This window comes from Neisseria sp. P0009.S008, assembly GCF_051958615.1.
In the GTDB taxonomy this organism is placed as follows: Bacteria; Pseudomonadota; Gammaproteobacteria; order Burkholderiales; family Neisseriaceae; genus Neisseria; species Neisseria subflava.
Genome location: NZ_JBQCVG010000001.1, coordinates 347,221 through 360,001, shown reverse-complemented (window position 1 = coordinate 360,001; position 12,781 = coordinate 347,221). Strand labels below are relative to the sequence as shown.

10 protein-coding genes are annotated in these 12,781 nt (G+C 50.1%); 1 reads left to right on the top strand and 9 read right to left on the bottom strand.

Going from position 1 to position 12,781, the window contains the following annotated elements; genetic code table 11:
* Positions 1 to 23: 23 nt before the first annotated feature.
* Positions 24 to 1,094 carry an AI-2E family transporter gene (locus ACTHSQ_RS01720; protein WP_003686463.1) on the bottom strand — a complete coding sequence of 357 codons (1,071 nt, stop codon included), beginning with the start codon at positions 1,092 to 1,094 and terminating at the stop codon, positions 24 to 26.
* A gap of 218 nt (positions 1,095 to 1,312) precedes the next feature.
* Here ACTHSQ_RS01720 and purM point away from each other — a divergent pair, with 218 nt between their 5' ends.
* Positions 1,313 to 2,347 carry a phosphoribosylformylglycinamidine cyclo-ligase gene (gene purM, locus ACTHSQ_RS01715; protein ID WP_003686290.1) on the top strand — a complete coding sequence of 345 codons (1,035 nt, stop codon included), beginning with the start codon at positions 1,313 to 1,315 and terminating at the stop codon, positions 2,345 to 2,347.
* A gap of 74 nt (positions 2,348 to 2,421) precedes the next feature.
* Here purM and ACTHSQ_RS01710 read toward each other — a convergent pair whose 3' ends face one another.
* The 8 genes from ACTHSQ_RS01710 to acpS all read right to left on the bottom strand — a co-directional run bounded on the left by ACTHSQ_RS01710 (position 2,422) and on the right by acpS (position 12,769).
* On the bottom strand, positions 2,422 to 3,633 hold the full coding sequence (locus ACTHSQ_RS01710; protein ID WP_440371038.1) for an acetate kinase: 1,212 nt from the start codon (positions 3,631 to 3,633) through the stop codon (positions 2,422 to 2,424).
* A 213-nt stretch (positions 3,634 to 3,846) separates the two neighbouring features.
* Positions 3,847 to 5,016, bottom strand: a complete 1,170-nt coding sequence (prpF, locus tag ACTHSQ_RS01705; protein WP_440371037.1) for a 2-methylaconitate cis-trans isomerase PrpF — start codon at positions 5,014 to 5,016, stop codon at positions 3,847 to 3,849.
* A gap of 117 nt (positions 5,017 to 5,133) precedes the next feature.
* The gene (gene acnD / locus ACTHSQ_RS01700; RefSeq protein WP_440371036.1) at positions 5,134 to 7,740 is read right to left on the bottom strand and encodes a Fe/S-dependent 2-methylisocitrate dehydratase AcnD; all 2,607 of its coding nucleotides are present in this window, start codon (positions 7,738 to 7,740) and stop codon (positions 5,134 to 5,136) included.
* Between the two features lie 400 nt (positions 7,741 to 8,140).
* A complete protein-coding gene (prpC, locus tag ACTHSQ_RS01695; RefSeq protein WP_440371035.1) occupies positions 8,141 to 9,295 on the bottom strand; it encodes a bifunctional 2-methylcitrate synthase/citrate synthase in 1,155 nt (384 codons plus the stop codon).
* Positions 9,296 to 9,379: 84 nt separating this feature from the next.
* Positions 9,380 to 10,255 (bottom strand): methylisocitrate lyase, encoded by an 876-nt coding sequence (gene prpB, locus ACTHSQ_RS01690; RefSeq protein ID WP_002233567.1) that lies wholly within the window; start codon positions 10,253 to 10,255, stop codon positions 9,380 to 9,382.
* A 767-nt stretch (positions 10,256 to 11,022) separates the two neighbouring features.
* Positions 11,023 to 11,445: a hypothetical protein gene (locus ACTHSQ_RS01685; protein ID WP_440371034.1), complete on the bottom strand. Its 423-nt coding sequence runs from the start codon at positions 11,443 to 11,445 to the stop codon at positions 11,023 to 11,025.
* A gap of 1 nt (position 11,446) precedes the next feature.
* The gene (locus tag ACTHSQ_RS01680; protein WP_440371056.1) at positions 11,447 to 12,250 is read right to left on the bottom strand and encodes an NUDIX domain-containing protein; all 804 of its coding nucleotides are present in this window, start codon (positions 12,248 to 12,250) and stop codon (positions 11,447 to 11,449) included.
* Positions 12,251 to 12,391: 141 nt separating this feature from the next.
* Positions 12,392 to 12,769: a holo-ACP synthase gene (acpS, locus tag ACTHSQ_RS01675; protein ID WP_003686416.1), complete on the bottom strand. Its 378-nt coding sequence runs from the start codon at positions 12,767 to 12,769 to the stop codon at positions 12,392 to 12,394.
* Between the last annotated feature and the right edge of the window lie 12 nt (positions 12,770 to 12,781).

Genomic DNA, 12,781 nt, shown 5'->3' with positions numbered 1-12,781 from the left:
TTAGACGGCCTTAATATTATCGATTATTTATGTTTGTAGAAACGGCTGCCGAAATAAGCAGATGCGCCTTCACGCAATATAACCAGCGTCACGGCGGCAAGCGGCAAGCCGGCAAGCATACCGACAAAACCCATCAGTTGTCCGAAAGCCATCAACGAGAAAATCACCCAGAACGGAGACAAACCAATGCGGTCGCCGACGATTTTAGGCGTAATGAAAAAGCTTTCCAAGAATTGTCCGACACCGAATACAGCCCAGACCATCAACAAGCCCTGCCATGAGCCATATTGCAAAAGCGCGGCAATTGTCGCCAGCAAAAGGCCGGTAAATGCGCCCAAATACGGAATAAATACCAAAATACCGGCAATCATACCGATGGCAAAGCCGGAATCCAAACCGACCAGCATCAAGCCCAAGCCATAAACCAAGCCCATAATCATCATGACCATCAGCTGTCCGCGCAAAAATTCGCCCAAAACTTCATCCATATTGCCGCTGATACGCGTGTAGGTCTCGATAAAACGGCGTGGAACCAGTTTGCTGATTCCGGAAGACCAGCGTTTCCAATCCAACAAGAAGTAATATAGCAACAAAGGCAACAACGCCAAATTGCTGACGCCGCTGATCACGTTGCCGCTTTGACGCATCAAGGTAGGAATCCATTCTTTGAGCGTATTGCTCAACTCATCCGTATGCGACTGCAACCATGCAATAATCGATTCTTGATCGATTTGAATATAATCCCCGCTGACGCTGTTAAGCCACGGCAGCAGTTTGTTTTGAACAAAGCCCACGATTTGCGGTAGGCGTTCGGCCAGATTGTTAAACTGGTTCAACAACATAGGTACGATAATCAGCACCAACGACAGCAATACCAGTAAGGCAAACGCCATAATAATCATAGAGGCCGGCGCGCGACGGATACGCTTCAATTGCAGCCACTCAACCAAGGGATTCAAAACATAGGCCAAAACGGCAGCCACAATAAACGGCGTCAAAACATCGCCCAAGGCATATAAAAGCCAAATAAAGGCTGCGATGACGCAAGCCATAATAATCCACGGTTTTGCACCGCGCGTTTTCTTTTGATACATAAAAAGGTGTTCCCCAGTTGATGCTTCCAGTTGATGCTTAAGGTTTTCAAAATAAATAAGCAGTATAACAGATTCACAAAGGCCGTCTGAAAGTGAGACGGCTATTAAGATAAAATAAAAATTGTTGACAATAATGCCAAAAAATTCAGCCTGAATCCTCCAATTTAAGATAAAATACGCTCCGACAATCTACCCCCATACCCGAATAAGGAAATCCAATGAGCACTTCTTTGAGCTATCGTGACGCAGGCGTGGATATCGACGCAGGCGATCAACTGGTCGAAAACATCAAACCTTTTGCCAAGCGTACTATGCGCCCTGAAGTGTTGGGTGATTTGGGCGGTTTCGGCGCTTTGGTCGAAATCGGCAAAAAATACAAAAATCCGGTATTGGTTTCCGGTACGGACGGCGTCGGCACCAAGCTGAAACTGGCATTCGACTGGGACAAACACGATACCGTCGGCATCGATTTGGTTGCCATGAGCGTCAACGATATTTTGGTTCAAGGTGCAGAACCTTTGTTTTTCTTGGACTATTTCGCTTGCGGCAAGCTGGATGTTGCCCGCGCGACTGATGTGATTAAAGGCATCGCCCAAGGCTGCGAAGAATCCGGTTGCGCTTTGATTGGCGGTGAAACTGCCGAAATGCCGGGCATGTATCCCGAAGGCGAATACGACTTGGCCGGTTTTGCCGTCGGCGTGGTTGAAAAAGAACGCGTCATCAACGGCCGCAGCATTCAGGCCGGAGACGTTGTTTTGGGCTTGGCTTCCAACGGCGCACACTCCAACGGCTACTCTCTGGTACGCAAAATCATCGAGCGCGATAATCCTGATTTAGACGCGGAATTCGACAACGGCAAAACCTTGCGCGAAGCTATCATCGCCCCTACCCGCCTGTATGTGAAACCTATCCTTGCCGCTTTGGAAAAATTCACCATTAAAGGCATGGCCCATATTACCGGCGGCGGCATTACTGAAAACGTACCTCGCGTTTTGCCTGAAAATACCGTCGCACAAATCGATGCCAAAGCGTGGGAATTGCCTAAACTGTTCCAATGGCTGCAAAAAGCAGGCAATGTGGAAACCCAAGAAATGTACCGTACATTTAACTGCGGTATCGGCATGGTCGTTATCATTGCCAAAGAAGATGCCGATGCGGTACAGGCATTCTTGAGCGAACAAGGCGAAACCGTTTACCGATTGGGCGCAGTTCGTGAGCGCAACGGCGACGAACATCAAACCCAAGTGGCTTGATTAAGATGTAATTAAAAAAGTGCGGATGATGAATCCGCACTTTTTATTGTTTATGGTCTAAGAAAATCTCCGCTCTAGCCTGCTTCTTCCATAAAGCCGGCCAATTGAGCCGTATCATGGGCAATCATCAGCTCTTCATTGGTTGGAACGACCAAAACAGCCGGCATAGAACCTGTCGGGCTGATGATACCGGAGTTGCCGTAGCGTTTGTCCATATTGGCTTTGGTGTCGATGTGCAGACCTAAGAAATCCAAGTAGGAAACGGTTTTGGCGCGGATATTACGCGAGTTTTCGCCGATACCGCCGGTAAACACGAGCGCGTCAACGCCGCCACAAGCCACAGCCATCGAGGCAATATATTTGGCAAGGCGGTAAGTCATGACTTCCAAAGCCAAACGTGCGCCTTCATGGCCTTCATCCGCAGCGATTTCCAAAGAACGGCAGTCGTTGGAGAGTTCGGAAATACCGAGCAAGCCTGATTTTTTGTTCAGCATTTCATCAACTTGGGCAACATCCAAACCGGCGTGTGAAGTCAGATAGCTGTATACGCCCGGGTCGATGTCGCCGCAACGTGTACCCATTACCAAACCTTCGATCGGTGTGAAGCCCATACTGGTGTCAACGGATTTGCCGTTTCGGATGGCGGTAATGGATGCGCCGTTGCCTAAGTGGGCAATAATCATGCGGATGTCTTCCAACGGTTTGCCCAAGATGCGTGCGGCTTCAGGGGCGACGTAACGCATACTGGTACCGTGGAAACCGTAGCGGCGGAAAGCGTATTTTTTACGCAATTCGCGCGGAACGGCATAAGTGTAGGCACGTTCCGGCATGGTTTGGTGGAACGAGGTGTCCATCACGCCGACATTGGGCAGGCCCGGGAAATGCTCTTGCGCAGCCAAAATGCCGTTGATATTGGCAGGATTGTGCAGCGGGGCAAGCGGGATGCAGGCTTTCAGTTCGTCAAGGACGTCTTGGTCGATGAGGACGGACTCGTGATATTTTTCGCCGCCGTGGGCGATGCGGTGGCCGATGGCTTTGATGCGGTCGTGCAGACCGTGTTTTTCCAGTTTGTTCAACAGCATACCCACCGCACCGGCGTGGCAGTTGCGGCCGGTCAGGGGAACTTGGCGTTTGTTGCCGTCTTTGCTGAAGGTAATGACGGCTTCGGGCGTACCCAAACGTTCGCCGAGACAGCTTAAGAGAACTTTACCGTTTTTACGGTCGATAACGGCGCCTTTGAGTGAAGAGCTGCCGCAGTTCAGAACAAGAATGAGTTGGTTGGACATGGTGTTTCTCCTTTGAATTTTTGATTGTTTTTTTGGCTTCAGGCCGTCTGAAAAGAGCAAGAATCTTTGAGCGCTTTCCAGATTGCCTTTGGTTTGGTGTTTAGTCAGGCTTAATGCCCAATCCTAATCTCCATTGCAGGTATCGCTACCCGACTAAAATCTGCTTATTTGGTTTTCAGACGGCCTTGTTTAATGCTGCGGCCGTCTGAAAACTTAAAAGCAATCTTCCGGCACTCGGACTTGTCCTTCCATAATCACGCGTGCGCTACGGCTCATGACCGCTTTGGTGGCCGTCCATTGTCCGTCCTGACATTCGGCAGCGGCACCGACACGCAGTGCGCCCGACGGATGACCGAAACGGACTTCTTTACGCGCTCCGCCTCCGGCTGCAAGGTTGACCAGCGTTCCGGGCACGGCGGCGGCGGTAGCGATGGCAACTGAAGCAGTACCCATCATGGCGTGGTGCAATTTGCCCATGCTCAGCGCGCGTACCAACAAGTCGATGTCGGCAGCTTGGACGGTTTTGCCGCTTGAAGCAGTGTAATCGGCCGCGGGAGCAACAAAAGCGACTTTCGGCGTGTGCGCGCGGGCGGCGGCTTCGGATACGTCGTTAATCAAGCCCATTTTCAGCGCACCGTAAGCGCGGATTTTCTCGAATTTTTCCAGCGCGGCGGCATCGTTGTTGATGTCGTCTTGCAACTCTTTGCCTGTATAGCCCAAATCTGCGGCATTCAGGAAAATGGTTGGAATACCGGCATTGATAAGCGTGGCTTTCAGACGGCCTATATTCGGCACATCAATTTCATCGACCAAATTGCCGGTTGGGAACATACTGCCTTCGCCATCGGCCGGATCTAAAAATTCGATTTGCACTTCGGCTGCCGGAAACGTTACGCCGTCAAGTTCAAAATCGCCTGTTTCCAAAACTGCGCCGTTTTGCATCGGCACATGGGCAATAATGGTTTTGCCGATATTTTTTTGCCAGATTTTGACGGTACACAGGCCGTCTGAAGGGATTTTAGATTTATCGACCAAGCCTTGTTCGATGGCGAATGCGCCCACGGCGGCGGTCAGATTACCGCAGTTGCCGCTCCAATCGACAAAAGGTTTATCGATGGAAACTTGTCCGAACAAATAATCGACATCGTGATCGGCGCGTTCGGATTTGTCCAAAATCACCGCCTTGCTGGTGGATGAGCTGGCGTTGCCCAAACCGTCAATCTGTTTACCGTAAGGGTCGGGGCTGCCGAGTACGCGCAACAAGATTTTGTCGCGTGCCTCGCCTGCTTCCTGCGCAGCTGCCGGCAGATCGGTACGTTTGAAGAAAATGCCTTTAGATGTACCGCCGCGGTAGTAAACGGCTGGAATTTTAATTTGCGGCATTTCGAGTTCTCCTTTGTATTTTTAGTATGGTTTTTTCAGACGGCCCCTCAAACATTCGAGGCCGTCTGAAAACCTTTTTGAGCGTAGCCCGGGCATTTTGACGATACCCGATTTACCTTACGCTGCATTTCCTTCTAAGAAGTCTTGTGCGAAACGTTGCAACACGCCGCCGGCTTCATATACCAACACTTCTTCTGCAGTGTCGAGGCGGCAGGTCACCGGAACTTCGACGGTTTCGCCGTTTTTACGGTGAATCACGAGGGTCAGGTCGCAGCGCGGCGTGCGTTCGCCGACAACGTCGTAGGTTTCCGTACCATCCAGTTGCAGGGTGTGGCGGTTGGTACCCGGTTTGAACTGCAGCGGCAATACGCCCATACCGATCAAGTTGGTGCGGTGGATACGCTCGAAGCCTTCGGCAACAATCGCTTCCACGCCGGCGAGGCGTACGCCTTTTGCAGCCCAGTCGCGGCTTGAGCCTTGACCGTAATCCGCACCGGCAATGATGATGAGCGGCTGTTTACGGTTCATATAGGTTTCGATGGCTTCCCACATACGCATCACTTGACCTTCAGGTTCAACGCGTGCCAACGAACCTTGGCGTACGCTGCCGTCTTCGTTTCTCACCATTTCGTTAAACAGTTTCGGATTGGCGAAGGTTGCGCGTTGGGCGGTCAAGTGGTCGCCGCGGTGGGTTGCGTAAGAGTTGAAGTCTTCTTCAGGCAAACCCATTTTTGCCAAATATTCGCCTGCGGCACTGCTGGCCAAAATCGCATTGGATGGCGAGAGATGGTCGGTGGTGATGTTGTCGGGCAAAATCGCCAGCGGACGCATGCCTCTTAATGTGCGTTCCCCTGCCAGTGCACCTTCCCAGTAAGGTGGGCGGCGGATATAGGTGGACATTGGGCGCCAGTCGTACAGCGGGCTTGGTGCTTTTTGCGCTGTGCCGGTATCGAACATTGGGATATAAACGTCGCGGAATTGTTGCGGTTTCACATATTCGGCAACGATGGCATCGATTTCTTCATCGGTAGGCCAAATATCTTTCAGGCGGATTTCTTTGCCGTCTGCAACGCCGAGTACGTCGTTTTCAATATCGAAACGGATGCTGCCTGCCAGCGCGTAGGCAACGACCAACGGAGGCGAAGCGAGAAAAGCCTGTTTCGCATACGGATGGATACGACCGTCGAAGTTTCGGTTGCCCGACAATACGGCGGTGGCGTACAAATCGCGGTCGATGATTTCTTTTTGGATTTCCGGATCCAGCGCGCCGCTCATGCCGTTACAGGTGGTACATGCGAAGGCAACGATACCGAAGCCGAGTTTTTCCATTTCAGGCAGCAGGCCTGCTTCTTTCAAATAGATTTCAGCTACTTTTGAACCTGGGGCAAACGAAGATTTCACCCAAGGTTTGCGTTGCAAGCCAAGACGGTTGGCATTGCGTGCCAACAGCGCGGCGGCGACAACGTTGCGCGGATTGGAAGTATTGGTACACGAAGTAATCGCGGCAATAATCACTGCACCGTCAGGCATGAGGCCATCTGAAGGCTCTTCATAAGGTTTAGCCAAGCCTTTGCTGGCCAAATCGGCAGTCGCAAAACGGGCATGCGGGTTACTTGGGCCTGCCATATTGCGCGTTACGCTGCTCAAATCAAATTTCAATACGCGAGGATAAACGGCGGTTTTCAAGGCATCTGCCCACAAGCCTGCGGTTTTGGCGTAGATTTCTACCAATTTCACTTGCGCGTCGTCGCGACCGGTCAGTTTCAAATAATCAATGGTTTGCTCATCAATAGCGAACATCGCGGCAGTCGCGCCGAATTCAGGGGTCATGTTGGAAATAGTGGCACGGTCGCCGATGGACAGGCTTCTCGCGCCCTCGCCGAAAAATTCAACAAATGCGCCAACCACGCGCTCTTTACGCAAGAATTCAGTCAGTGCCAACACGATGTCGGTGGCAGTAATGCCCGGCTGACGTTTGCCGGTCAGCTCCACGCCGACAATATCAGGCAGACGCATCATGGATGCACGGCCCAACATCACGGTTTCGGCTTCCAAACCGCCCACGCCTACGGAAATTACGCCCAATGAATCGACGTGCGGCGTATGGGAGTCAGTACCCACACAAGTATCAGGGAATGCTACGCCGTTTTTAACTTGGACAACCGGCGACATTTTTTCTAAGTTGATTTGGTGCATAATGCCGTTGCCCGCCGGAATCACGTCCACATTTTCAAATGCGGTTTTTGTCCAGTTGATGAAGTGGAAACGGTCTTCGTTGCGTCTGTCTTCGATTTCGCGGTTTTTGCGGAAGGCATCAGGATCGTAACCGCCGCATTCAACGGCCAAAGAGTGGTCAACGATAAGCTGGGTTTGCACCACCGGATTCACTTTGGAAGGATCGCCGCCTTTTTCGGCAATCGCATCACGCAAGCCTGCCAAATCCACCAACGCTGTCTGACCCAGAATATCGTGGCACACCACGCGTGCAGGATACCAAGGGAAGTCGATTTCCTGTTTTCCCTCAATCAGCTGGCCCAGCCAGCTTTGCAGCGTAGGCAGGTCGACTTTGTCTGCGCGGTTGACCAAGTTCTCAGCCAAGATGCGGCTTGTGTACGGCAGCCTGTCGTAAGAGCCTGGTTTGATGTCTTCACACGCCTGACGCGCGTCATAATATTCCAAATCCGTACCGGGTAAAGCTTTGCGGTAACGTTGGTTGGCAGTCATGTCGGTTCTCCTAAATCTATTATTTTTTTGGTTTTGGGGTTTCAGACGGCCTGTCGATTCGGACCTTTAGGCCGTCTGAAGCCATAAATTCTGTTTTATTGCTTGTTGTCTAAAAATCTATTCGCGGTATGAAAAAAAATTGCTGCTCCGCTACCATCATTCCCGTATAGACGGAAATCCAAACTTAAATCTTTCAGCACTCTTTACAGCAGAACATTTCAACTTTTGAATTTCTGCCTGTATGGGAATGACGACAGCAGAGCAGCATGTTTTCCAAACGGCCGGCTCTCTCTCGCATACTGCACTAGGCCGTCGAAAAACGAAAACATCATTTATTCATTGTTTTCAAACGGCATTTCGAGATGGGGCGGGCAGGTGGCCCACCCTGCTGTTACGCATATTAGCGGTTTTCAATCTCCACGAATGCCAAATCTTCAGGGCCTGTGTAGTTTGCGCTCGGACGGATGATTTTGCCGTCTTTGCGTTGCTCGAGAACGTGTGCCGCCCAGCCGGTTGTACGGGAAATTACGAACAGCGGTGTGAACATAGCGGTCGGTACGCCCAATTTTTGGTAGGAAACGGCAGAGAACCAGTCCAGATTCGGGAACATTTTTTTCTCTTCCCACATCACGCTTTCCAAGCGTTCGGCAATGTCAAAGAGGCGCATATCGCCGGTTTCTTTGCTCAAACCGCGTGCCACTTCTTTAATGACAACGTTGCGAGGGTCGGAAATGGTGTACACCGGATGACCGAAACCGATCACGATTTCTTTGCGGCCGATGCGTTCGCGGATGTCGGCTTCGGCTTCGTCGGCATTGCGGTAGCGTTTTTGAATATCGTAAGCCACTTCGTTCGCGCCACCGTGTTTCGGACCTTTCAACGCACCGATTGCACCGGTAATGCAGGAGTACATATCAGAGCCTGTACCGGCAATCACGCGGGCGGTAAAGGTAGAAGCGTTGAACTCGTGTTCTGCATACAGAATCAGTGAAACGTGCATGGCTTTGATGTGTGATTCGCTTGGGCGTTTACCGTGCAACAGGTGCAGGAAATGACCGCCGATGGTCTCTTCGTCGCTTTCAACTTCAATGCGTTTGCCGTTGTGCGAATATTGATACCAGTACAAGAGGATGCTGCCGAGGCTGGCGATCAGTTTGTCGGCGATGTCGCGCGCTTCACTTTCCGGATGGCTTTCACGTTCAGGATGAACGCAGCCCAGCATGGATACGCCGGTACGCATCACGTCCATCGGATGGGTATGTGCAGGCAGACTTTCCAAAACTTTGATCACACGGATAGGCAGGCCGCGCATGGATTTAAGCTTGGTTTTATAAGCGGCCAGCTCGAATTTGTTGGGCAGATGGCCGTGAATCAGCAGGTGGGCGACTTCTTCAAACTCGCATTTTTGTGCCAAATCCAGAATGTCGTAACCGCGATAGCTCAAATCGTTGCCGGTACGGCCAACGGTACACAATTCGGTATTGCCGGCCGCAACACCAGAAAGCGCAACGGATTTTTTAGGTTTGAAAGTTGGGGTTTGAGTAGTTTCAGTCATGGTATTTCTCCTTTGTATTTTTATGGGTTTTATTTTTCAGACGGCCGATGCGGATTTGTTAAAAGGCCGTCTGAAAGCGGTTACTTATTTTTGAAACAATTTATCCAGTTTTTGCTCGAAGGCATGATAGTTCAGATGCTCGTACAGCTCGGCACGGGTTTGCATAGTGTCAACCACTGCGGCCTGAGTACCATCGCGCATAATCGCTTCATAAACATTCAGAGCGGCTTTACTTGCTGCACGGAACGATGACAGCGGATACAGCACCAGCGACACGCCGTTTTCAGCCAGCTCGCTTTGGGTATAAAGCGGAGTAGAACCAAACTCGGTAATGTTGGCCAATACAGGTACTTTCACTGCATCTGCAAATTGGCGGTACATTTTCAAATCGGTCATGGCTTCAGGGAAAATCATGTCCGCACCGGCTTCGACACAAGCCTGGGCGCGTTCGATAGCGGCATCCAAACCTTCTACCGCCAGCGCATCGGTACGCGCCATAATCACGAAGTTCTCATCAACACGCGCATCTACGGCAGCTTTGATACGGTCGACCATTTCATCTTTAGAAACGATGGCTTTGTTCGGACGGTGGCCGCAGCGTTTTTGCGCTACCTGATCTTCGATGTGAACCGCTGCAACACCAGCGCGTTCAAAGTTACGAATGGTACGGGCAATATTGAATGCACCGCCCCAACCCACATCGATGTCCACCAGCAAAGGCGTATCCACGTTGTCCGTGATGCGTCGCGCGTCGATCAGCACATCTTCCATTGTGGTAATGCCCAAATCAGGGATACCGCAAGAGCAGGCTGCCACGCCGCCGCCAGACAGATAGATTGCTTTGAAACCGCTTTGGGTGGCCAATCGTGCAAAGTAAGCATTGACGCAACCGACCACGGCAAGAGGATTCGATTCTTTCACAGCTTGGCGGAAACGTGCTCCGGCAGAGTGTTGACTCATCATATTTCTCCTTTATAGACTTTTTATCAGTATTAATCGGACAGCTCGGTTTTTTCACAACTTGAAACGAACCGTTTAGAAAGAAACAATCGTTCTAAAAAACTGTTTCCAGACGGCCTGTAAAATTTCAATCATCAACCATCTAAAAATTTAAAATCAATAAATACAAATAGTTATCAAAACTAATAAATACAATAAGGCTGAAGCGGAGGTATACGTTTTTTAATTTTTATTAATCAATATATGAATGGCTGTTGGGGATACAGATATTTTAAAACCCGAAGCGTTTGTAGGAATGCGGAAACTGGATTCGGGTTGAGAGCCTTCAGACCGTCGGGACTGCCAATAAGCTGGCGGCGACGGGAGCGGCAGAGATGGGAGAAAATCTATAACAAGAGAGAGTGGTTTGATACAGATTCATGATGATGTTCCTTTGTAGTGCGATGTAGTTTTTATTTATGGAAACAAATTTAAAAAATAAAACCGGTCTTGTCAAACACTTTTTTCAAAAAAATTATAAAAAATTCAGTTATTAATAAACGATTTTTTCATAACAAATGTAAAAAACGGACAGGCTGTACCACATCAAATCCTTGCGTGGCTTAGCTTCTGTCCGTTTTGTACTTTTGGCTGATAGTCAGAATGATTGTAAACAATCTATCTAAAAATAATTTATAATTGATTCATTTATAAAGAACTTTTAAATATGCCGTCTGAAAAAATTAAAATTTTTGCCTTTAAATTTTCAGACGGCCTTTGCATGATGACTACTCTGCACTAAATGCCGTCTGAAAAGTCTGTTTGCCAATGGTAATGTCGGCAGTGTAATCATGGCGGCCTTCGACGCAAAACGGCAAGCGGACTTGCACAGCCTGCCAACTTTGCGGCGATTGTTGCGTCAGGTTGTAGCGATTGAAGCCCATGTCCATGTTTTTCATACTGAAACTGATACTGACCGCGCCCGTATTCTTCGGCACATTCTCAACCACAATATCAAAAGGCTCGTGTGTATTGATGGAGGTCGCTCGCACTTTTGAACCGTCAGGCAGGACGCAGCCTTGTGTCAGACTACATTCGACTACATTCGCTTTTGTCTGTTGCCGCTGCCACCAATCCAGGAGCAGCAGTTTGGCCGCCGCAAACACAATCAGTAAAACAGCGGCAATCAGTAGTTTTTGATTTTTACTCATTTCAGACGGCCTCGATGTCATTATCGGTCAAAACAGCATGCACACCCATGCTCTGCCACTGTTCGCGATAAATGGAAACCATGCTTTCCGGAGCAGCCGCAATCGACGGCATAGCCACGCCTTGCGCCAAAATATCGATAACTTGCTTGGCGGCAGCTTCATTCGCTACTTTCCATACGACAGCATCGGCATTTTGCACCTGCTGCCATTGTTCGACATTTTCAATGATTGGCCACACGCTGGGCGCTTCTATCGGCTTGCCTTGTTGCCAATCGGCAAAATCCAGCAATACGGCAGAGGCGGTTTGATGCTGAGCCGACAGATATGGCATAACATGATATTCGCCCATGCTGTTTCGACCGCTTAAGCCGCTTTTCAGACGGCCTTGAAGCTGGCGCGGAATGGAGAGGGAGCGTAACAATGCGCTATTGGCAGGCAACATCGGCGCAACGGTAAAATCCCCTGCCTTTTGCCATGCCCATTTTTGTCCTTCCCTCGATTGGATTTCTCCTGTCCATTGGTCGGCTTCCACCCATAAAAAATGCAGGCGTACATGTGCGTGTTCGTAGGAATGGACTTTCGTCAGCCACGGCGTAGCGGCAAGGATACGGATGCCGAGTTCTTCTTCAAACTCGCGTTGCAAGGCTTGAAAATCGCTTTCGCCTGCCTCAACCTTGCCGCCGGCAAATTCCCAATAGCCGGCATACGGTTTGCCATCTGGGCGGGAACTGAGCAGGTAGCGGCCGTTTTGGTCGAGCAAAATTCCGGCAACCACTTGCACCAATGGGCGTGTGTCTTCAGTCATCATGAGCTTATTCTTATATGCGGCAGGCAGCGACACCTGCCGATTTATGCGTAAAAAAACGATGTCGGGCCTATACGCCCGACCTTCAACAAATACCTAACCCTTCAGGCCGTCTCTATTTCAGACTACTTAAATCCGGCCTTATTTTTCCGCAATGACAAAAGCCATAACGGTATCCTCTTCATCGCTCATACTGAGATGGCAGCTGCGGATACCCTGCTCTTCCAGCCATTTTGTCAAAGCAGGTGCAAAAAACAATTCAGGTTTGCCCAATGCATCATGTCCGACACCGATATTGCGGAAAGACACCACGCCGCGTATGCCCGTACCGACGGCTTTGGCAAAAGCCTCTTTGGCGGCAAAGCGTTTGGCAAGATAGTTGACCGGTTTGCCTGCCTGTGGAAACTCCAACAGCTCTTCCGGGCTGAGAATGCGTTGCGCAAATGCCAGTCCGAATTTTTTGTTCAGGCGGATAATGCGTTTGAGGGAAACGATGTCTGTACCGATTCCGTAAATCATGGGTCTGCTCCT